The organism is Melissospora conviva, from assembly GCF_049523535.1.
In the GTDB taxonomy this organism is placed as follows: Bacteria; Actinomycetota; Actinomycetes; order Mycobacteriales; family Micromonosporaceae; genus Melissospora; species Melissospora conviva.
Map to the genome: position 1 here is coordinate 190,564 of NZ_JBLLDT010000002.1, position 21,111 is coordinate 211,674.

21 protein-coding genes are annotated in these 21,111 nt (G+C 71.5%); 9 read left to right on the forward strand and 12 right to left on the reverse strand.

The genetic code is table 11. The features are described from left to right. Positions 1-15 precede the first annotated feature (15 nt). The 10 genes from ACK8GG_RS06055 to ACK8GG_RS06100 form a co-directional block, all read right to left on the reverse strand. Positions 16-1,734 carry an urease subunit alpha gene (locus ACK8GG_RS06055; protein ID WP_440348727.1) on the reverse strand — a complete coding sequence of 573 codons (1,719 nt, stop codon included), beginning with the start codon at positions 1,732-1,734 and terminating at the stop codon, positions 16-18. 55 nt (positions 1,735-1,789) lie between these two features. Continuing rightward, on the reverse strand, positions 1,790-2,278 hold the full coding sequence (locus tag ACK8GG_RS06060; RefSeq protein ID WP_440355772.1) for an urease subunit beta: 489 nt from the start codon (positions 2,276-2,278) through the stop codon (positions 1,790-1,792). A gap of 57 nt (positions 2,279-2,335) precedes the next feature. Beyond that, positions 2,336-2,638 (reverse strand): urease subunit gamma, encoded by a 303-nt coding sequence (locus ACK8GG_RS06065; protein WP_440348729.1) that lies wholly within the window; start codon positions 2,636-2,638, stop codon positions 2,336-2,338. A 371-nt stretch (positions 2,639-3,009) separates the two neighbouring features. Continuing rightward, positions 3,010-4,119 carry an acyl-CoA dehydrogenase family protein gene (locus ACK8GG_RS06070; RefSeq protein ID WP_440355773.1) on the reverse strand — a complete coding sequence of 370 codons (1,110 nt, stop codon included), beginning with the start codon at positions 4,117-4,119 and terminating at the stop codon, positions 3,010-3,012. Next, on the reverse strand, positions 4,116-5,291 hold the full coding sequence (locus ACK8GG_RS06075; protein WP_440353000.1) for an acyl-CoA dehydrogenase family protein: 1,176 nt from the start codon (positions 5,289-5,291) through the stop codon (positions 4,116-4,118). The genes ACK8GG_RS06070 and ACK8GG_RS06075 overlap by 4 nt, the downstream gene beginning before the upstream one ends. A 165-nt stretch (positions 5,292-5,456) precedes the next feature. After that, positions 5,457-6,452, reverse strand: a complete 996-nt coding sequence (locus tag ACK8GG_RS06080) for an NAD-dependent epimerase/dehydratase family protein (protein WP_440355774.1) — start codon at positions 6,450-6,452, stop codon at positions 5,457-5,459. A 75-nt stretch (positions 6,453-6,527) separates the two neighbouring features. After that, positions 6,528-7,097 (reverse strand): nucleosidase, encoded by a 570-nt coding sequence (locus tag ACK8GG_RS06085; RefSeq protein ID WP_440352998.1) that lies wholly within the window; start codon positions 7,095-7,097, stop codon positions 6,528-6,530. 4 nt (positions 7,098-7,101) lie between these two features. Continuing rightward, positions 7,102-8,334 (reverse strand): low temperature requirement protein A, encoded by a 1,233-nt coding sequence (locus ACK8GG_RS06090; protein WP_440352997.1) that lies wholly within the window; start codon positions 8,332-8,334, stop codon positions 7,102-7,104. Positions 8,335-8,474: 140 nt separating this feature from the next. Beyond that, the gene (locus ACK8GG_RS06095) at positions 8,475-9,284 is read right to left on the reverse strand and encodes an ABC transporter permease (RefSeq protein WP_440355775.1); all 810 of its coding nucleotides are present in this window, start codon (positions 9,282-9,284) and stop codon (positions 8,475-8,477) included. Between the two features lie 15 nt (positions 9,285-9,299). Continuing rightward, the gene (locus ACK8GG_RS06100) at positions 9,300-10,031 is read right to left on the reverse strand and encodes an ABC transporter ATP-binding protein (protein WP_440352995.1); all 732 of its coding nucleotides are present in this window, start codon (positions 10,029-10,031) and stop codon (positions 9,300-9,302) included. Positions 10,032-10,270: 239 nt separating this feature from the next. Here ACK8GG_RS06100 and ACK8GG_RS06105 point away from each other — a divergent pair, with 239 nt between their 5' ends. Genes ACK8GG_RS06105 through ACK8GG_RS06125 form a run of 5 tightly spaced genes read left to right on the forward strand, consistent with a single transcriptional unit; the run spans position 10,271 to position 15,429 of the window. Continuing rightward, positions 10,271-11,809: an ABC transporter substrate-binding protein gene (locus ACK8GG_RS06105; protein WP_440355776.1), complete on the forward strand. Its 1,539-nt coding sequence runs from the start codon at positions 10,271-10,273 to the stop codon at positions 11,807-11,809. Next, positions 11,806-12,795: an ABC transporter permease gene (locus ACK8GG_RS06110; protein WP_440355777.1), complete on the forward strand. Its 990-nt coding sequence runs from the start codon at positions 11,806-11,808 to the stop codon at positions 12,793-12,795. The genes ACK8GG_RS06105 and ACK8GG_RS06110 overlap by 4 nt, the downstream gene beginning before the upstream one ends. Then, positions 12,792-13,604 carry an ABC transporter permease gene (locus ACK8GG_RS06115; RefSeq protein WP_440355778.1) on the forward strand — a complete coding sequence of 271 codons (813 nt, stop codon included), beginning with the start codon at positions 12,792-12,794 and terminating at the stop codon, positions 13,602-13,604. Before ACK8GG_RS06110 ends, ACK8GG_RS06115 begins: the two co-directional genes overlap by 4 nt. Next, a complete protein-coding gene (locus ACK8GG_RS06120) occupies positions 13,604-14,515 on the forward strand; it encodes an ABC transporter ATP-binding protein (RefSeq protein WP_440355779.1) in 912 nt (303 codons plus the stop codon). Before ACK8GG_RS06115 ends, ACK8GG_RS06120 begins: the two co-directional genes overlap by 1 nt. Next, positions 14,512-15,429, forward strand: a complete 918-nt coding sequence (locus tag ACK8GG_RS06125; RefSeq protein WP_440348741.1) for an ABC transporter ATP-binding protein — start codon at positions 14,512-14,514, stop codon at positions 15,427-15,429. Before ACK8GG_RS06120 ends, ACK8GG_RS06125 begins: the two co-directional genes overlap by 4 nt. Here ACK8GG_RS06125 and ACK8GG_RS06130 read toward each other — a convergent pair. Together ACK8GG_RS06130 and ACK8GG_RS06135 are read right to left on the reverse strand one after the other, a co-directional pair. Next, positions 15,420-15,716, reverse strand: a complete 297-nt coding sequence (locus ACK8GG_RS06130) for a transcriptional regulator (protein WP_440348742.1) — start codon at positions 15,714-15,716, stop codon at positions 15,420-15,422. The two genes, ACK8GG_RS06125 and ACK8GG_RS06130, sit on opposite strands and share 10 nt — an antisense overlap. Further along, entirely contained in the window at positions 15,713-16,180 is a 468-nt protein-coding gene (locus ACK8GG_RS06135) for a hypothetical protein (protein WP_440348743.1), read from the reverse strand. The genes ACK8GG_RS06130 and ACK8GG_RS06135 overlap by 4 nt, the downstream gene beginning before the upstream one ends. Positions 16,181-16,412: 232 nt before the next feature. Between ACK8GG_RS06135 and ACK8GG_RS06140 the strand changes: the two genes are divergently transcribed. The 4 genes from ACK8GG_RS06140 to ACK8GG_RS06155 all read left to right on the forward strand — a co-directional run bounded on the left by ACK8GG_RS06140 (position 16,413) and on the right by ACK8GG_RS06155 (position 21,095). Next, a complete protein-coding gene (locus tag ACK8GG_RS06140; protein ID WP_440355780.1) occupies positions 16,413-17,573 on the forward strand; it encodes an alkaline phosphatase PhoX in 1,161 nt (386 codons plus the stop codon). A gap of 489 nt (positions 17,574-18,062) precedes the next feature. Then, entirely contained in the window at positions 18,063-19,376 is a 1,314-nt protein-coding gene (locus tag ACK8GG_RS06145; RefSeq protein ID WP_440355781.1) for a cytochrome P450, read from the forward strand. Between the two features lie 81 nt (positions 19,377-19,457). Continuing rightward, the gene (locus ACK8GG_RS06150) at positions 19,458-20,126 is read left to right on the forward strand and encodes a class I SAM-dependent methyltransferase (RefSeq protein ID WP_440355782.1); all 669 of its coding nucleotides are present in this window, start codon (positions 19,458-19,460) and stop codon (positions 20,124-20,126) included. Between the two features lie 345 nt (positions 20,127-20,471). Next, a complete protein-coding gene (locus ACK8GG_RS06155; protein ID WP_440355783.1) occupies positions 20,472-21,095 on the forward strand; it encodes an SHOCT domain-containing protein in 624 nt (207 codons plus the stop codon). Positions 21,096-21,111: the final 16 nt, after the last annotated feature.

Sequence of the window (21,111 nt, forward strand, 5' to 3'; positions counted from 1 at the left end):
CTTCGGGGGTGGCGGTCAGCTGAAGAAGTGCAGCTGCGTGAGCGGAAGCTTGTCGGCCGGCGGCACGGTGGCGTGGGTGCCGTCCACCTTCACCGCAAAGGTCTCCGGATCGACGGTCAGCTCGGGGGTCTTGTCGTTACGCACCATGTCCCGTTTGGTAAGGGTGCGCGTGTTGCGGACCGGCACGATCTGGCGTTCCAGACCGAGCTTCTCGGCCACCCCGAGGTCGTAGGCGGCTTGCGAGACGAAGGTGATGCAGTCCTGCTGCAGCGACCGGCCGTGCATGCCGAACATGGGCCGGAAATAGACCGGCTGCGGGGTCGGCAGCGAGGCGCTCGGATCGCCCATGATCGACCAGAAGATCTGGCCGTTCTTGATGACGTGCTTGGGCTTGGCGCCGAAGAAGGCCGGCTCCCAGAGGACCAGGTCGGCCATCTTGCCGGGCGTCACCGAGCCGAGCACGTGCGAGATGCCCTGGGTGATCGCCGGGTTGATGGTCATCTTGGCGACGTAGCGCAGCACCCGGAAGTTGTCGTTGCCGTCGGCGTCCTCAGGGAGTTTGCCGCGGACCTGCTTCATCCGGCTGGCCAGCTGGATGGTGCGCAGCCAGGTCTCGCCCACCCGGCCCATGGCCTGGGAGTCGCTGGACATCATCGAGATGATGCCCTCGTCGAGCAGAACGTCCTCGGCTGCCATCGTCTCCGCGCGGATCCGGCTCTCCACGAACGCCACGTCGGAGGGGACCTTCGGGTTGAAGTTGTGGCAGACCATGATCATGTCGTAGAGCTCGGACTGGCTGTTGATGCCGTACGGCACGGTCGGGGTGGTCGACGAGGGCAGGACGTTCATCTGCCCGGCGACCTTGATGATGTCCGGCGCGTGCCCGCCGCCGGCACCCTCGGTGTGGAAGGTGTGGATGGTGCGGCCCTCGAAGGCGGCGATGCTGTCCTCGATGTAACCGCTCTCGTTCAGAGTGTCGGTGTGGATGCTGACCTGCACGTCGTACATGTCGGCCACGGTCAGCGCCGAGCGGATCACCTGCGGCGGCGCGCCCCAGTCCTCGTGGATCTTGAAACTGGCCGCCCCCGCCTCCAACTGCTCCTTGAGCGGGCCGAGACCGGAGCTGTTGCCCTTGGCCATGATGCCGACGTTGATCGGCACCCCCTCCAGCGCCCGCATCATCTGGTGGATGTTCCAGGTGCCCGGGGTGATGGTCACCCCGTTACTGCTGTCGCTGGGGCCGGTGCCGCCGCCCCAGAGCGTGGTGACCCCGTTGCTGAGCGCCGCCGTCGCCTGCTGCGGCGCGACCAGGTGCACATGGGTGTCGATGCCGCCGGCGGTGAGGATGAGGTGCTCGCCGGAGATGGCGTCGGTGCCGGGGCCGGTGACCAGGCTCGGCGTGACGCCGTCCATGATGTCCGGGTTGCCGGCCTTGCCGACGCCGGCGATCCGGCCGTTCTTGATCCCGACGTCGGCCTTGACCACGCCGAGGGTGGCGTCCAGGACGGTGACGTTGGTGATGACCAGGTCCACCACGCCCTCGGAGCTCTTGAGCTGGGCGTTGGAGCCCATCCCGTCGCGCAGTGTCTTGCCGCCGCCGTACATCACCTCGTCGCCGAGGACCCGCAGGTCCTTCTCGATCTCGATGTAGAGATCGGTGTCGGCCAGCCGGATCTTGTCTCCGGTGGTCGGGCCGTACATTCCGGCGTATTCCTGCCGGGAAATCCGTGCCATTGATGTCTCCTCGGTCTGTCGCTGACCGTGTCGGCGACGGATAGGGCTCCGGGTGTCAGCTCGACGAGCTCTTGAAGCCGCGGATCTTCGCCTGGGTCTCGGCCTCGGGCCGGTCGGGCTGGTAGCCGGGAATGGGGCCGCTGCCCGTCCAGCCGTTGACCAGACCGTTGAAGCCGTACACGCGTTGCCGCCCCCCGTACGGCACGAGGGTGACCGTCTTGCGGTCGCCGGGCTCGAACCGGATGGAGGTGGTGGCGGGGATGTCGAGCCGGCAGCCGAAGGCGGCGTTGCGGTCGAACTCGAGATTGCGGTTGGCCTCGAAGAAATGGAAGTGCGAGCCGACCTGGATCGGCCGGTCCCCGGTGTTGTGGACGGCGATCTCGATGGTCGGCCGTCCGGCGTTGAGCTCCAGCGGTTCGTCGGAGAGGACGTAGCCGCCGATGGGGGGCAGGTGCTTGGGGTTGGGCCCGGGGTGGTGCTTGCCGTCGGCCATCCGCTTGCCGTGCCCGGTCACCGGGTGCTGCTGGTTTGCCTGGTCCGCCATCTGCTTCCTCACTTTCGTGCGGGCACCCGGCCACGTCTGCGGCCAGGCGACGTGGCGCTACTGGATCGGCGTGTGGAGGGTGATCAGCCGGGTGCCATCGGTGCAGACGGCCTCGACCTGGATCATGGGGAGCATGTCGGCGACGCCGTCCATGACGTCGTCCTTGCTGAGCACGTGTTGACCGTCGGCCATGATCTGCTCGACGGTCTTACCCTCCCGCGCGCCTTCGAGGGCTGCGGCGGAGATGACGGCGACCGCCTCGGGGTGGTTGAGCTTGATGCCGCGGGCCTTGCGCGCGTTCGCGATCTGGGCCATCGACAGGATCGTCAGCTTGTCGAATTCCTTTGGTGTGAGGTGCACGATCAGTCCTTCCTGCTCGCCACGGTCCGTCCCGTCCGGACCCTCGGGGCGGGACACCTTCGACGGGGGTCACGGGTCCCGGCGTCGGCCCTGCGGCCGGTTCGCAGGCTGTTCGGTGATCCGCGAGCTGCGAAAACCCCGGGTCAGACAGGTGTGATTAGAGTAGCTATACACCTTTTATTCCGAAGCGGATTCTGAGAATCTCCGGCCGGCCGCAACCGGCGCCCACCGCACGACGACGATCGCGGCAGGGAGTCAGGAGGGCGCAGCCGCGCCGCCGCTGCAACCTTGATGCAACAGCAGATACGGCGCGACAGCCCTTCGATCAGACGGCCGATCCGGGCCGGTGGTGGGTCCGGCCGGGATGGGGATCAGACCGGTGCCAGATCCGCCAGATCGGCGACGGTGGCCCGGTGCCGGTCCGCCGTGCCGAAGGCGACCGCGTCGGTCCTGGCCCGCTTGAGATAGAGATGCGCCGGGTGCTCCCAGGTGAAGCCGAGGCCGCCGTGCAGCTGCACACATTCCTGCGCGGCCTGCACCGCCACCGGCGCGCAGTAGGCCTGCGCCAGCGCCGCGGCCAGACGCAGCTCACGGCCCGGCTCACTCTGCGGGTCCGCGTCAGCCATCGCCCCGACGGCGTACGCCGAGACCGCGCGAGCCTGAGTGATCTCCACCCAGAGATCGGCGAGGCGGTGCCGTAACGCCTGGTAGGAGCCGAGTGGACGCCCGAACTGATGGCGCGTCCGCAGGTGCTCCACCGTGGTTTCCAGGCACCACTGCGCCAGGCCGACCTGCTCGGCGGAGAGGAGCGCCGCGCCGGCGAGCAGTCCACGCTGCACCGCGACGGTGGCGGCCGCCCCGGTGGCCAGGCGCTGCGCCGGCGTGCCCGAGAAGACGAGATCGGCCAGCGGCCTGGTCTGGTCCAGGCAGACCGGCGCTGTCCGGGTCAGCCCAGGGGCGTCCGCGGTGACCAGCCAGAGCGCGTCCGCGGCAGCGACGAGCAACAGGTCGGCGTCCGCGGCGTCGGCGACCGCCGGCACTCTGCCGCTCAGCAACCCGCCGGCAGCGCTCGGCTGCACCTGGACACCGGAGCCGGCGGCAGCACCAGGAGGCATGTCGATCGGGACGGCGAGCACGGCGTACCGGCCGGTGTCGGCCTGCTGGGCGAGAAGCTCGTCGGCCCCAGCGGCGAGCAGGGTCTGGCCGGCCACCGTCCCCGTCAGGTACGGCACCGCGGCGACGGTCCGGCCCAGCTCCTCCAGTACCACCGCGCTTTCCCGCAGGCTCGCCCCGGCGCCGCCCAGCCGCTCCGGCAGGGCCAGGTCCGCCAGCCCCATCTCAGTGGCGAGCACCCGCCAGAGCCGGCGGTCCGGTGCGGTGGTCCGCAGGACGTGCTGCCACGGACTCAGCGTGGCGAGGGCGGCGCGCACCTCGGCACGGAGCTGCTGCCGCAGTTGCGCGTCGTGCGGGTCGACGCTCATCGCGGCAGGTCCTTCCAGGCGACTGCGATGTCGGCGCGCGGCTCGGCGGGGAGCTTCAGCACCCGGTCGGCGACGACACCGCGCAGGATTTCCGAGGTCCCGCCCTCGATGGAGTTGCCGCGGGCCCGCAGGTACCGATAGCCAGGGGTGCGGCCGAGCAGGTCGACGCCCTCCGGGCGGCGCATCGTCCAGTCGTCGTAGCGCAGTCCTTCCGCGCCGAGCAGTTCCAGCTCCAGACCGGTGATCTGCTGCGTCAGTGTGGCGTAGGAGAGCTTCACCGCCGAGCCCTCCGGTCCGGGATCGCCGGCGGCGGCCTGCGTGCCGACCATCAGCGCGGTCAGCCGGACCGCCTCGGCCCGGATCCATAGCCGGACCAGCTCGTCGTGCAGCCCGGGTGTACGCCGCTGCGGGTTGGCACGCCAGGCCTCGGCGAGCACACCGATCATGCCGCCCTCCCGGGGGCGGCTGCGGCCGCCGATGGCGACCCGCTCGTTCATCAGGGTCGTACGGGCGACCTGCCATCCGTCGCCGACCGCGCCCAGGCGCAGGGTGTCCGGGATCCGCACGTCGGTCAGGAAGACCTCGTTGAACTCCGCCTCGCCGGTGATCTGCCGCAGCGGCCGGACCTCCACGCCGGGACGGGACATGTCGCAGATGAAGTAGGTGAGGCCCTGGTGCTTGGGCAGCTCGGGATCGGTGCGGGCCAGCAGCAGGCCCCAGCGTGCCCGGTGCGCCAGCGAGGTCCAGACCTTCTGCCCGGTGACGATCCAGTCCTCGCCGTCGCGCACCGCGCGGGTCGCCACGCCCGCCAGATCAGAGCCGGCGCCCGGTTCGCTGAAGAGCTGGCACCAGATCTCCTCACCGGTCCAGAGCGGCCGCAACAGCCGCAGCGCGAGGTCCACTCCGGCGTGGCGCAGGATCGTCGGCGCGGCCATGCCCAGACCGATGGCGTTGCGGTGCGGGTCGTTGCCGGGCGTCCCGGCGGCGGCGAACGCCTCGTCGACGACCGGCTGGAGGGCACGGGGGGCGTGCAGTCCGCCCAGCCCCGGCGGAAAGTGGATCCAGGCGAGACCGGCGTCGAAGCGGGCCCGCAGAAAGGCTGCCGGATCGCAGACCGGACCGTACCCCCGTAGGAACTGCGCCACCAGGGCGCGCGCCTCGTCCGCCTCCACCGCCACCCACCCTGCTGGATGCACTATCAGTGCAATTAGTTGTGCGCGGCCCGTCAGGGCAGCCCGTGCAGCCCATTGTCCGGACCGCACACCTGCGCCGGCATCGGCAGAATCGCCGGTCCGGGACCGCCCCAGCCGGCGCAGCAGGCCGGGGCGTCCGGACCGTTACGCGCCGGCCGCGAGTGCGGCGAGCAGCTCCCGCTCGCGCTGCGGGCTCAGCCCCGCCTTGCGCGGGCGCTCCAGGCCCAGCTCCCGCTCCCAGCGCAGTGTGTCGGCGATCAACTCCGCCCGTGGGCGGTGACGCAACCCCGCGGCGACGGCAGCAGCGCCACTGCGCGCCTGCCACCCGGCCGCCTCCGGGTCGGCCATCCACATGCTCAGCGACTCCGGCCCCATGTACTCGGTCACCCCCTGCGCCAACAGCCACGCCGAGGACGCGGGTACCACCGGGCCGGTGTGCCCACCGATGCGCCGCGACAGTTCCAGCCACTGGCCGAAGTCCACGATCGGGCCCACCGCGTTGAACGCACCGACGGTCCCGCCCTCGGCGCAGTCGAGCAACCAGGCGGCGAGATCGCGGACGTCGACCACCTGGGTCGGCTCCTGCGGAGTGTCCGGCACCAGCATCGGCTCCTCGGGCGCCCGCGCCGCCCGCGCCACCCAGTGCCCGCAGCGGTCCCACAGGTCACCCGGGCCCCCGATCAGGCCCGCGCGGGCGATCAACAGCCGCTCCCCCACGGCTTGGCGGCTCGCCTGCTCGCAGGCCGCCTTGGCGGGTCCGTACTCGGCCCGGGTCACCTCATCGAGGTCGGTCGGCGGCCACGTCTGGGCGGACTCGTCGGCACCGGGCTCGGCCTGGGAGGCGTAGACGTTGCCGGAGGAGACATAGCTCCAGTGCCCCGCCCGGTCGGCCAGCGCCCGCAGCGCGCCACGGACGAAGCCCGGCTGCCAGGAAACCTCGACAACAGCGTCCCAGTGCCGGCCCGTCAACGCCCGGTACGCGTCCGGATCACGCCGGTCGGCGGCGACCAGCCGCGATCCGGGGGCGACGGCACCGCTCTTTCCGCGCGCCAGACAGGTCACCGCATGTCCCCGCGCCAGCGCCTGGGCGGCGATCTCCCGTCCCACCCAGGCCGTACCCCCGAGCACCAGAATCTCCATCGGTCGATGGGAACACCGCGCTCCACGGCGCGCCAGCCCTGTTCACCCAGGGCACAACCCGCGGCACGTCACTTCTCAGCGCAGGTTCACTGCCACCCACCCGGCGAGCACCCGCGCGCAGTCGTCGACCGACTCCTGCCAGGTACGCGCCGCACCCTCGCCCGCGTCGTCACTGACCTGCTTGATCAGCCGGCACGGCACCCCCGCCTGCGCGGCGGCCCAGGCCACCGCGTACCCCTCCATGTCGACGAGGTCGGCCCGCTCAGCGAGCCGGGCGCGGGCGGCCTCTGCGGAGACGAAGAGATCACCGGTGGCGAGCACCGGCCCGGCCGGGCCGAGAACGAGCGGGCTGCCGTAGCTGCGGCCGGTGAGCGTCCGCAGCAGCGTGGTGTCCAGGTCGTGCTGCAGGACGGTGCCGATCTCGTGCAGCCCGCTCCGGCCGGACCGCAGCGCCCCGGCGGTGCCCAGGTTGACCACGGCGGCGGGCCGCGCGCCGGCGAGTACCGTGCTGACGGCACTCGCGGCGAGCACCTTGCCCATCCCGGTGATCAGCACCGGTAATGCCTCGTCGAGGTGGGCAGCCTCCTCCTCTGCGGCGAGTACGAGCAGCGGGCGGTCGGCAGTGATCTCTCCACGCAGGCGCATCCGGTCATCCTAGGTTCCACCCGGCGGCGTTCGGGTGCTCGCCGGCCCCTGCCCGGCGCTGCTGGCGGCGCAGCCGCCACTCCTCGGCGACGATCACGCCGACAAGGACCGCCAGGGCCAGAAGGTAGGCGCCCAACGCCGGCATCCGCATCCCGAGCGGCACCAGGATGAGCAGGACCGCCGCACCGGTGAAGCGGCCGCCTCCGTACCGCCCGAAGATCCTCCGCTTGAACAGGCCGTGCCCGACGAGGAACAGCGCCGCGCCACCGTAGATGGTCGCCACCACCGCGCCCCCGGCGCGTGCCCCCGGGTCACTGATCATCAGCTCGTCCCCGGCCGCGGTGACGATGATCCCGGCCACCATCGGCACGTGATAGTAGGTGAAGGCGGAGCGCCCGAGTCGTCCCGGATCGCCGGAGTTGCTGATCGCCTCGCTGGCCGCGTCGGCCGTCCGGTCGAAGTAGATCCACCAGAAGGCAACCGTGGCGAAGAAGGCCACGGCGAGCGCCAGGGCGTTCAGCGGGCGGATCCGCAGGCCACCGAAGTCCGCGCCGATCACCAGAATCGACTCGCCGAGGGCGATCATCACGAAGAGCTGGCAGCGCTCGGCGAGGTGGCCCCCGCTGATCCGCCACTGGTCGGTGTTGGCGCTGCCCAGCGTCGGCAGATAGAACCCGACCGCGGCGGCGGTGAGGTCGATGACCACGGCGACGCCCCAGCAGACGATGCGGGCACCGGCCGGCAGGAACGCCCCGAGGAGCCAGAAGACACCGCTGACGCTGCGCCAGACCAGGATCCGCACGAAGTTGCGCCGCAGCCGGTGCGCACCGCGCAGCAGCAGCACCACGGCCGCCGTGCGCCCGACCTGCACCGCCACGTACGCCGCGGCGAACCAGAGCCCGTCGTGGTGGTACGCCTCGGGCAGCACCGACGCCATCACCAGACTGAGCAGCATCACCGCCACCAGCATGGTGCGCACGCTGGGCCGGTCGGGATCGAACCAGTTGGTCACCCAGGCGGTGTCGACCCAGGCCCACCAGAGGGCGAAAAGGAGGATCAGCGTCTTCGCCCCGCCTGCCGGGGAGAGGTCCCCGAGCAGCAGATCGGTGAGCTGGGTGACTGCCAGGACGTAGACGAGGTCGAAGAAGAGCTCGACGTAGGTGACCTCGGCTTCGGTCTCCCGCCGGCGCAGCGGCTGGGGCTGGTCCGCCGACACAGCGTCCCCCGCTGTGGCCATCAGCCCTGCCCGTGTCGGCTGTACCGGCAGTCACGGCTCCGCACCCGGTCAGCGTACGGAGCCGCGGCCGGTTACCGCCCGCCATCGCACGATTTCCCCGCTCCCCGTGCCACGCCGGCCGGGGCCTTCGGCGGCGCCGGTCACTCCCAGCGGAAGAAGCGCGCCGCCAGCGCTGCGAAGCCGCCGGTGAAGGCGAGCATGACCATCACGTGCAGCAGGCTCGGCCACTGCCCGGCCCAGGCGTCCTGCATCGCCTGCGAGGCCGCTCCCAGCGGCGTGTAGTCGGCGATGCGGCGCACCGCGTCGGGCATGGCCGGGCCGGGCGTCCAGACGCCGGCGGCGAAGAGCATCGGATAGTAGACCAGGCTGCCGATACCGACGGAGGCGCTGGTGCTGGGGCTGATCGCCGCGACGAAGAGACCCACCGAGACCATCGCCGTGGAGCCGAGCACAAAGGCCAGCAGCAGCCCGGCGACGTTGGCCGGCCAGACGACGTCGAAAGCCAGCCAGGCCGTACCCAGGGCAAGTGCCACCCCGGCGATCAGGGCCGCGACGTTGACCACCATCTGGGCGCAGAGCAGCGCGATCGGGGTCACCGGAGTGGCCGACAGCCGGCGCAGGATCCCCCGCTCCCGGCTGGTGACCAGGGTGGGGAGCAGGGTCACCATCGCGACCGTGCCGATGGCCAGCGCCAGGACCACCGGCAGGTACGTGTCGATCGGGCGCAGTCCGCCGAGTTCGGCGACCGGCTCGGTGAAGCCGGGCATCGCCGAGCCGAGCATCAGCACGAGCAACGCCGGGAACGCGATGGAGAAGAACGCCCCCAGTGGCTCCCGTAGGAAAAGCTTCGCCTCCATCAAGCTGAGCCGCACGAGAGCGGTGGCAACGCGCCGGCCCGCTGTGGCGAGGCCGGTGGTCGTGGGAGCGGTGGGCAGGGACGCGTACGACATGGTGAACCTCGTCCTTCAGGCGGCGGGAGCGTTGGTGAGGGCGAGGACGGCGTCCTCGAGAGTGGGGCGGGCCACGCCCGGGACCTCGGCAGCGGCGACGAGCGCGGCCGGGGCGTCGACGGCGACGATCTGGCCGGCCCGCATGACGGCGATCCGGTCGCAGAGCCGTTCGGCTTCGTCCATGAAGTGGGTGACCAGCACGACGGTGACCCCGCGGTCGCGAATGTCACGCACGACCTGCCAGGTGTCGCGGCGGGCCTGCGGGTCCAGGCCGGTGGTGAGTTCGTCGAGGATCGCGATCCGCGGGTTGCCCACCAGTGCCAGTGCCACCGACAGGCGCTGCTTCTGCCCGCCGGAGAGCTTGCCGAATGCGACCTTCCGCCGGTCGGCAAGCCCGAGTTCGTCCAGCAGTGCCCGCCAGTCGGCGGGATCCGGATAGAAGGAGCTGTAGAGCTGCAGCGCCTCCCCCACGCGCATCCGGTCTGGCAGTTGCGCGGCCTGCAGCTGCACCCCGACCTGGCGCCGGACGCGGTCGCGGTCGCGCAGCGGGTCCAGGCCGAGCACCCGTACGGTGCCGCCGTCAGGGCGGCGCAGGCCGCTGACGCACTCCACAGTGGTGGTCTTGCCCGAACCGTTCGGACCGACGACGCCGAAGATCTCGCCGGCGTTCACCTCGAACGAGACGTCGTGGACGGCGACCTGCCCGCCGTATCGCTTCTGGAGGTTGGCGACCTCGATGACTGTCATGTCTCGACGGTAGAAATCGCAGAGCCGCCGCGGAATGCAGCCAGCCACCGACCCGGGGTGGGGCAGGCACCACCGGTGACCGGGCGCTGGGATCAGTCACCGTGGTGACGGGCAGACAGGGTCGGAGATCGTCCGTCCTGGCGGGGTCTTCCCCCCGGCCCGGCCGAGGGGTATACAAGCGGGAACAACAGAGGAAACAGCGATTCGCCACGCGGAACGCTTGATGCTAGGTGGACCTTATGCCCTTTGCGCACCTCAGCCGTCGCGACGCCCTGCGCCTGGCGCTCCTGGCCGGTGGCGGACTGATCAGCGGCGGCGCCCTCGCCGGCTGCAAGGCCGACACCTCCACCGCCGGCGGCGCCATCAAGCCCGGCGCGAAGATCGTCTTTGCCTCCACCACCATCACCAACTCGCTGGACCCGCACATCGCGCTCTCCAATGTGGGGCGCAGCTACGCCGTCCAGGTCTACGACGCCCTGCTCGGCTACGACGACGCCGGCGCCATCGCCCCGGCGCTGGCGACCGCCTGGAAGCGCGTCGACGAACTCACCGTGGAACTGACCCTCCGCGACGGCGTCACCTTCCACGACGGCGGCGCCTTCGACGCCGAGACCGTGGTCGCCAACATCGCACGCCTCACCGACGGCGGCGCCGAGGTCTCTGCCACCAAGAGCTTCCTCGGCGCGGTCGCCAAGGCCACCGCGGTCGACGCCCACACCGTGCGGATCACCACCACCACGCCCGACCCGGTCCTGTTCAACCGGCTCACCCGCATCGACATGGTCGACCCGGCCGTCTTCGGCAGCGCCGGCGACAAGGCCTCCGGCACCGGCCCGTTCCGGGTCACCGGCTACACCCCCGGCCAGCGGGTCGAACTGGAGGCGTTCGCCGGGTCCTGGCGCGCCACCGACCGGGTGGCCAGCGCCACCATCCAGGGCATCCCGGACGCCGGCACCATGGCCAGCGCGCTGCGCGCCGGTGAGGTGGACATCGCCTTCGGTCTCGGCGCCACCCAGGCCGAACAGCTCCGCAGCCAGTTCGGCGTCCTGCACCCCTCGGCCGGCTCGGCGGCGATCTGCTCGCTGATCTCCGACGTGGAGCCCAAGCTCGCCGACCCCCGGGTCCGCGAAGCGCTCAACCTGGCGATCAACCGCGACGAGTTCGTCGACGCCGGTCTCGCCGGCTACGGCAAGCCCTCCAACGGCCAGCTGCTCCAGGAGGGGATGCTCGGCTACGACCCGTCCATCACCCCGCTGGGCTTCGACCCGGACCGGGCCCGGACGTTGCTGAAGGAGGCCGGGGCGGAGGGGATCCGGCTCAACATCGCCACCACCGCCATCTTCAAGTCGCAGGCCGAGATCGTCACCGGCTACCTCAACGCCGTCGGCATCGAGAGCGAGGTGGAGATCCAGGAGCTGTCGCTGTTCATCGGCACCCTGCTCGGCACCAGCAAGACGCCGCTGCTCTACTGGCAGACCGACTACTTCGACCTGCGCGACATCATCTCCGTCACCCGCTTCGGCCCGCAGCCGCCGCAGGTGCAGAAGCACTTCGCCAACGACCGCTACGTGGAGCTCTACCAGCAGGCCGGCACCGAACTGGACGAGGCGAAGCGGGCCGGGCTGATCCAGGAGATGGCCGGGATCCTGCGCGACGAGTTCGGCGTGCTCTTCCTGGCCTGGCCCGACCTGGTCTACATCCACAACAAGCGGCTCGTCGAGGTCGGCATGACCGGGAACTCGCTGGTCCGGCTGGAACTCTGCGGCAAGAGCGAATGAGCACGGTCGCACCGGCCGCCGGGACGGAGCGCCGCCCGTCCCGGCGGCCGGCCCGCGGCGGGCGGGTACTGCGCCGCATCGGGGTGCATCTGCTGCGGCTGGTGGTGATCACCTTCGGGATCCTGAGCCTGCTCTTCTTCCTGATGCGCCTCTCCGGCGATCCGGCCGCCGTGCTCGCCGGCCCCGGCTCCGGGCCGGCCGAGATCGAACGGCTCCGGCACGAGCTGGGGCTCGACCGCCCGCTCGGCGTGCAGTACCGGGACTTCCTGGGGGACATGCTGACGTTCGACCTCGGCAACTCCCTGATCAACGGCCGGCCGGCGCTCGGCCTGGTCCTGGACCGGCTGCCGGCCACCGGGCTGCTGACCGCGGCCACCCTCGTCACGGTGCTGCTGGTCGGCGTACCGGTCGGGCTGCTCGCCGCGACCTGGCACCGGCGGCTGCCGGGGCGGGTCATCTCGGTGCTCACCGCGCTGGCCCAGGCCACCCCGAACTTCCTGCTCGGGGTCGGCCTGATCTGGCTCTTCTCGCTCTACCTCGGCTGGCTGCCGACGTACGGCTCCGGCACCGCCGCGCAGCTCGTGCTCCCCACGGTCACCCTGGCGGCCTTCACCGCCGCCAAGGTCGCCCGGGTGCTCCGCGGCGACCTGCTGGAGTCCTTCGGCGCCGACTGGGTGCGCACCGCCCAGGCCAAGGGCGTGCCGACGCTGCGGCTGCTGGTGCGCCACGCGCTGCGCTACGCGGCGCTGCCAACCCTGGCGCTGCTCACCGTCGAGGTCTCCTACCTGGTCTCCGGTGCGGTGGTGGTGGAGACCCTCTTCGCCTACGACGGCATCGGCAAGCAGCTCGTCGACGCCGTCTACAACCGTGACTACCCGGTCGTACAGGCAACCGTGCTGGTGGTCGCCATCGCGGTGGTGGCCGTCGGCGCCCTCGGCGAATGGCTCACCGGCCTGCTCGACCCCCGACTGTCAGGAAAGCAATGAAGCGCATCGGCGTCTGGGTCGCCGCGATCGGCCTGCTGCTCATCGTCGCGGCTGTGCTGCTGGCCGGCCCGATCTCCGGCCACGACCCGGTGGCCCAGAACCTCGCCCACCGGCTGCTGCCCCCGGGCAGCGAAGGGCATCTGCTCGGCACCGACGACAAGGGCCGCGACGTGCTGGCCCGCACCCTGTACGGCGGCCGGATCTCGCTGCTCGTCGGCTTCGTCGCCGCCACCGCCGCCGCCGTCGTCGGCATCGCGCTCGGCCTGCTCGCCGGCTACTACGGCGGCTGGTGGGACCGGATCATCTCCGGTCTGGCCGACATCTGGATCGCCTTCCCGTTCCTGGTGCTCGCGGTGGCGACCCTGGCCGTCGTCGGCGGCACCGTCCCGGTGCTGATCGTGCTGCTGACCTTCGGCGCCTGGGTCACCCCGACCCGGGTCACCCGCGGGCTGGCCCGCCGGCTGCGCGACGCCGACCACGTACAGGCGGCGATCGGGCTGGGCGCCTCCGACGGGCGCATCCTGCGCCGCCACGTCCTGCCCGCCGTGCTGCCGGCGAACCTGATCGTCTGGACGCTCACCGTCGGCACGCTGATCCTCATCGAGGGCGGGCTGTCGTTCCTGGGGCTGGGCGTCCGGCCGCCGACCCCGTCGTGGGGGAACATGCTCAGCGACGGGCGCGGCTACCTGGAGCTGGCCTGGTGGGCGACGGCAGCCCCCGGCGCCGCGCTGACCCTCACCGTGCTCCTGACCAACCTCCTCGGCGACGCCCTGCGCGACAGCCTGGACATCAAACTGCGGGACCGCTGATGCTGAACCTGGAATCGGTCGTGGTGACCACCCGCAGCGGAGTGCGCCTCGTCGACGGGGTGGACCTGACCGTCGGCGCCGGGGAGATCGTCGGGCTGGTCGGCGAGTCCGGCTCCGGCAAGACGGTCACCACCACCGCGGTCTTCGGGCTCGCCGGTCCGGGGGTGGCGGTCACCGGCGGACGCGCCGTCTTCGACGGCAACGACCTGGCCGGCGCGGACCTGCGCCGGCTGCGGGGCGCGCAGGTCGGTTTCGTCTTCCAGGACCCGTCGACGGCGCTGCACCCGCTGCTGCGCATCGGCGACCAGATCGCCGAAGCCGGCCAGGTGCACGGCCGGCGCGTCGACGTGGCCGCCGCGCTCGCCGAGGTCGGAGTCCCCGATCCGGCCCGCCGCGTCCGGCAGTACCCGCACGAACTCTCCGGCGGGCTGCGGCAGCGGGTGGCGATCGCGATCGCCCTGGCGAACCGGCCGAAACTGGTCGTCGCCGACGAGCCCACCACCGCCCTGGACGTGACGGTGCAGATGCAGGTGCTGCGCCTGCTGGCCCGGATGCGCGACGAGCAGGGCACCGCGACGCTGCTGATCACCCACGACCTGGGGCTCGTCGCCGAGGTCGCCGACCGGGTCGCGGTGATGTACGCCGGGCGCGTCGTCGAGACCGGCACCGTCGCGCAGATCTTCGCCGCCGCCCGGCACCCGTACACCCGGGCGCTGCTGGCGAGCCGGCCGCGCCTGGCGGCCGGGCGCAGTGCGCTGCCGGTGATCGGCGGCGCCCCGCCGGTGCCGGCGGCCCGCCCGGCCGGGTGTGCCTTCCATCCGCGCTGTGCCCTCGCCACCGACCTCTGCGCCACCGTCGCGCCGGAGCCGGCCGACGGGGTCGCCTGCCACTTCGCCGGAGGTCCGAGTTGAGCGCCCTGGTCATCGAGAACCTGGTCCGCACCTACGACGGCGGCCTGACCGCGGTGGACAATGTGTCGCTGACCGTCGCCGCCGGTGAGACGTACGCGCTGGTCGGTGAGTCCGGCTGCGGCAAGTCCACCCTGGCCCGGTGCGCGGTCCGCCTCGACACCCCCACCGGCGGCCGGATCGTCGTCAACGGCCGGGACGTCACCCGGCTCTCCCGGCGGGCGCTGCGGCCGCTGCGGGGTGGGTTCCAGCTGGTCTTCCAGGACCCGATGTCGTCACTGGAGCCGCGCCTGTCGGCACACGACGCGGTCGGCGAGGCGCTGCGCATCCACGGCCGGTACCGGCCGGAGGCGGTCGACGCGCTCCTGACCGAGGTGGGGCTGGACCCGAGCCTGGGCGCCCGCCTGCCGCACCAGCTCTCCGGCGGGCAGCGGCAGCGGATCGGCATCGCCCGCGCGCTCGCCCTGGAGCCGCAGCTGCTGGTCCTCGACGAACCGGTCGCCTCCCTCGACGTCTCGGTGCAGGCGCAGGTGGTGAACCTGCTGCGCGAGCTGCAGGACCGGCGCGGGCTGGCGTACCTCTTCATCGCCCACGACCTGGCGGTGGTGGCGAGCCTGGCGCACCGGGTCGGGGTGATGTACCTGGGGCGCATCGTCGAGGAGGGGCCGGCGGCGCAGGTGCTGACCGATCCGCAGCACCCGTACACCCGGGCGCTGGTGGACGCCATCCCGGTGGAGAGCCCGGCGCTGCGCCGCGAGCGCACCGTCCTCAAGGGAGAGCCGCCGAGCCCGGTGGAGCGACCCGGCGGCTGCGTCTTCCACCCGCGCTGCCCGATCGCCCGGCCCTCCTGCGCCCAGGAGGTCCCCGCGCTCGAGGAGCGTGTGCCGGGGCTGCGGGTCGCCTGCCCCTACAGCTGATGGGCTGCGTCGGCGATGATCTCCCGGAGCGCGCGGACGTGGCCCCGGTAGGCCTTCGCTCCCTGGCTGGTCAGCGTCAACCAGATGCGCCGGGAGTCGCGGCCGGACCGCTCCTGTCTGACATATCCCGCCTCGACGAGCGCGGCGACCTGCTTGCTGAGCGCGGAGGCGCTCAAGCCGACGGCTTCCTTGACGACGGACATCTCCACGGTGGTGCCGGCGTCGAGCATGGCGCAGATCTTGAGCCGGTGGGTCGGGTGGATGACCGGATCCAGCCGGCCGGTCATGGGCGGGTGCTCCGGTGGTGCAGGGCCGCCCCGGCGCCGTAGCTGATCACCGCCGCGACGGCGCACGCGATGATCAGCCACGGCAGATCCGCGGCCCGCGCGAATACCGACAGGAGCACGCACAGACCCGACAGCGCCACGAGGACGCGGAAGCCACGGCTGGTGGGAACCGCGAACGGCGTGCCCATGCGGCGGCCGGCCCAGTAGTTGAACCTCGCGAGGGCGACGCCGAGCGGGAGCAGGATGAACGTCGCGAGCATCGAGGAGTCCACGAGCCCGGCGAGCGCTAACGCGCCCAGCAGCAGCGCGTTGGTCGGATACAACCAGAGCGGCCATCGACGGTCCCGGACTGCGCGCCGCGCATCGGCGACGGCGTCGAGGTCGGCGGCTGCCTGCTGCGGGTCGGGCTCCGGGTAGATAGTTTCCATGTCGGCAACAATACAGAGCAGTTTCCAATCAGGCAACTATCGGAGGGTGCGACGGGATCGCCTGGTGCGAATCGAGGTTCCGGCCCTCGGTGAGCGTGCGCCGGGGCTGCGGGTCGGGGAGGGTGCGAGCGGCTGACGCGAGCTGCCCCACCGCACCGCTCGGCACCACGCAACGGACGCGTGACGTGCGTGTGCCGTTCACCTGACGCACCACCGCCGGCAAGACCGGGATCGGACGATTCCATCAACTTCACCTTGAGGAGGTTCGATGGACAGACGTGCGATGCTGCGCGCGACGGTGCTCGGCGCCGGCGCGGTGGCCCTGCCCTTCACGGCCTGGTCGGCCGCGTACGGCGCACCGGCCCAGTACGCCCCGGGCCCGTACGGGCCGCTACTGCCCGCCGACGCGCGGGGCATCCAGCTCCCGGCCGGATTCACCAGCACGGTCGTGGCCCGCTCACGGCAGGTGGTGCCCGGCACGTCATACGTCTGGCACGACGCCCCGGACGGCGGCGCGGTCATCCCGAACGGCTCGGGCTGGGTCTACGTCTCCAACTCGGAGGTCGGTGCGGCCGCCGGCGGCGGCGCATCGCGGATCGTCTTCGACGCCACCGGCGCGGTCGTCGGGGCCGGTCGGATCCTGGGCGGCACCAACAACAACTGTGCCGGCGGGAAGACGCCCTGGCACACCTGGCTCTCCTGCGAGGAGGTCTCCCGGGGGCGGGTCTTCGAAACGTACCCGCTGGGTGGGACGGCGGTGGCGCGGCCCGCGATGGGACGGTTCAAGCACGAGGCCGCCGCGGCAGACCCGGTCCGCAGGGTCGTCTACCTGACCGAGGACGAGTCCGACGGTCGCTTCTACCGCTTCGTGCCGGCCACCTGGGGCGACCTGTCGGCCGGTACTCTCCAGGTGCTCTGCGCCGGCAGCGGGACCTCCGGCTCGTTCACCTGGCAGACCGTGCCCGACGCGGACGGCTCGCCGACCCACACCCGCTACCAGGTGGCGGCGACGAAGAGCTTCAACGGCGGCGAGGGCTGCCACTACGCCGACGACAGAGTCTGGTTCACCACCAAGGGCGACAACCGGGTCTGGCAGGTCAACCTCACCACCGGCACCTACGAGCTGGCCTACGACGACAACCTTGTCTCCCCCGGCACGGCGCCGCTGACCGGCGTCGACAACATCACCGGCTCCACCTACGGCGACCTCTACGTGGCCGAGGACGGCGGCAACATGGAGATCTGCCTGATCACCCCGGACGACACGATCTCACCGTTCCTGCGGATCACCGGGCAGAGCGGGTCGGAAATCACCGGGCCGGCCTTCACCCCGGCCGGGGACCGGCTCTACTTCTCCTCCCAGCGCGGCACCTCCGGGTCGTCGTCGGGCGGCATCACGTACTGCGTCACCGGCCCCTTCCGCCGCTGATCCTCCCCTCCCCGTTCTGAATCTCTGCGTTGCGGTCTGCTCCGGCCTGCGGCACGTCGAAGGGCCGGAGGCGAAAGTCAAGCAGCTCGTCGTGACCGACCTCGACGCCGCCGGCCCCGACGGCCTGCTGCCCCGCCGTGCGGTGGCGGTCCTGCCGACCAGCACCGACCGCCGCGGGGTGTCGACCCGGTGCACTCCGCTATGCGCCGGGCCACGTCGCGCGAGGCTAGGTCCTCCAATCGGCCGGGCCATACCGCGCAAAGACGCTTTCCAGTGTGGCCCGGCGTGACGCCACTGAAAGTCATCAACAAATTGACTGCCACCACAGCAATGTGGTGAGCACATCAGCGACGGTGTAGCCATCACGACGACAACGGCTTCCAACAGGGTCACGCATGCGATTGAAAGCACCGCACCCATTGACGTCCGCCGGGCATCGGCGAAGACTGGCCGCGGGTGGTACCGAGCGGTACCAGGAGGGCGGTCGCCATGCTCCTGACCGGACCCGCGACGACAGTGCGCTGGGCGCTCAAGCACGGCCTGATCCGGCACGGGGTGCGCCGGGCGGCCCGGGCCGGGGATCCGGTCGCGGCGCTGCAGACCGACCCGGCCGCACGCGCCGACCCGTACCCGCTCTACCGGCAACTTCGCGAGCGGGCGCCGCTGCTGGCCGGTCCCCTGGTCTGCACCACCGCCCGGCACGACGTCGCCACCATGCTGCTGCGCGACGACCGCTTCGGCGTCGGCTTCACCGGCGTGCAGCTTCCGCTGGGCGCTGTCGCGCTGACCCGGCTGGCCGAGTGGCGCGCCCCGATCGGGCCGGTCGACCCGCCCTCGCTGCTCGCCGTCGACCCGCCGCTGCACAGCCGCCTGCGGCGCGTCGTCGCCCGGGTGTTCACCGCCCGCGCCGTCGAGGCCCAGCGGCCGAGAATCGAAAAGCGCTGCGCCGAACTCCTCGACGACCTCGCGGCCCGCGGCGGTGACGAGCCGGTCGACCTGGTCGCCCGGTACGCCGCGCTGCTGCCGGTCACGGTGATCGCGGAGATCCTCGGCGTGCCGCTGGCGATGCGAGGGCGTTTCCTGCGCTGGGGGGCGGCCGGCGCCCGGACCCTCGACTTCGGACTGAGCCTGCGGGAGTACCGGCATGCCGAATCCGGTGTGCGCGCCCTCAACGGGTGGCTGCGCGGCCACTTCGCGCGGCTGCGCGCCGAACCCGGCGACGACCTGTTCAGCCGGCTCGTGCAGCTCGACGGCGACGACCGGCTCACCGGTGACGAACTGCTCGCCACCGCCGGTCTGGTGCTCGCCGCCGGATTCGAGACCACCGTCAACCTGCTCGGCACCGGCGCCCTGCTCCTGCACACCCACCCCGAACAGCGCGAGCTGCTCGCCGAGGAGCCCCGGCACTGGCCCACCGCGGTGGAGGAGATGCTGCGCTACGACTCCCCCGTGCAGACCACCGTGCGCATCAGCCGCGTCGCCACCGAACTGCACGGCGTACGGCTGCGCCCCGGCACCCCCGTGCAGGTGCTGCTCGGCGGCGCCAACCGCGACCCCGCCGTCTTCGACGACCCCGAACGGTTCGACATCACCCGCCCCAACGCCCGCGACCACCTCTCCTTCTCCGGCGGGGTGCACTACTGCCTCGGCGCGGCGCTGGCCCGCCTCGAGGCGGAGATCGGGCTGCGGGCGCTCTTCACCCGCTTCCCGCACCTGACCGTGACCGGGCCGCCGCACCGGCGCCCCACCCGGGTCCTGCGCGGCTACGACGCCATCCCCGTACGCCTCGGGCCCGCCGCCTGACGTCCTTGGGTATGGTCATGCCCGCGGCACCGGCGGCCAACCGGCGCCGGGACCGACCGCGGCGCAGGAAGCGAGCCACCGATGACCCAGCAGACGCCAGCCCCGACGACCCCGGTCGCACCGGACGCGCAGCTGCTGGCCGCCGCGCAGGCCGCGCCGGGCTTCATGCCCGCCGACGAGGGACGCGCCCTCTGCGACGCGGCGCTGGCCACCGCCGTCGACGGCCCGTTCCTGGAGGTCGGCAGCTGGCTGGGCAAGTCCACTCTCTACCTGGCGGCCGCGGCGCGCCCGCGCGGCCGTCAGGTGGTCACCGTCGACCACCACCGCGGCTCTGAGGAGCACCAGCCCGGCTGGGAATACCACGACCCGACGCTGGTCGACCCCGAGGTGGGGCTCATCGACACGCTGCCCGGGTTCCGGCGTACCGTCGCGGTCGCCCAGGCCGAGGACGTGGTGGTCGCCGTGGTCACCCGGGCCGAGACGCTCGCCGGGCTCTGGGGCACCCCGGTCTCGTTCCTCTTCCTCGACGGCAGCCACACCGACGAGTCCGCCCAGCGGGACCTGCACTGCTGGGCCCCGCACCTGGCCATCGGCGGCCTGCTCGCCATCCACGACGTCTTCCCCGACCCGGCCGACGGCGGGCAGGCGCCGTACCGGATGTACCTGACGGCGCTTGCGACCGGCGAGTTCACCGAACTGCCGGGACAGGGTTCGCTGCGGCTGCTGCGCCGCGACCACGCCCCCGCCTGACCGGCAGGCCGGGCCGCCCGTCGCCAATCGCCCGCTGTCATCCCAGAAGTCGATGCAGGAAGCTGACAGCGGCTGATCGAGGCGGCGCCCAAGGCCGATGCCGATGCCGCAGCCGCACACCAAGATCGTGCCTGATCTGTGACGCCCTGCTCGACCAGCACGCCGGGATCACGGCCGCGGCGACCCGACGGCGGCCCGGACCTTCCGAGCGCAAGGCATGGACACAGCAGGCCGTTCCAGTGGCCTATACGGCAAGTCATCTCAGATGTCACTTATCCGTACAGTGGACCCATTGCATACGCACAACCTATGCGTGAGGTCGAAGTCTTGATCTACGGTTCGCGAGTGGCAATCTTGCAGGAGTTGACGAACCAAGGACGTGTGGTGGGCGGCCACCTGGAGAGCGGCAGCGTCCTCTCAGCCCGAGGCGGACTCACCATCCAGCACCCACGCAACCCGTTCAAGCGGCCCAAGCTCAACGCCGAGACCGTGCTCGAGTGGAAGGAGCTTCCTACCAGGGACGGTGTTGTCGGCGCCATCGGCCAGGCTGCCGCGAAAGCTGCTCTGCCAGGGATGATCGGCAAAGCTATCGGAGCCAGCCTAGGGACTGCTTTGAAGTCGGGGCACACCGTCTGTGTGAACTGGGCCGACGGCAATCAGTCCATCATCGAGTTGCCGGAGAAGCTGTTCATGATCTTCTCCGTACTACTCGAGGGCCAGCAGGTAAAGAGCGATCCGGCCCCGCAGGCCGAGTCCTCGGAGCCTCTTCCAGCGGAGACTGGCATAACCGAGAAGATGCTGAACCTGGCATCGTCGGTGTTCCAACGAGGCAACGAGGCAACGACCGCGATCCCAGCTCAGCCAGACGTTGTCGAGCAGATCGGAAAGCTTGCCTCGCTCCACGAAGCTGGCATCCTCACGGAGCAGGAGTTCGCGGAAAAGAAGGCTGAGCTGCTCAAGCGTCTTTGACAATCGCGGCGATTTC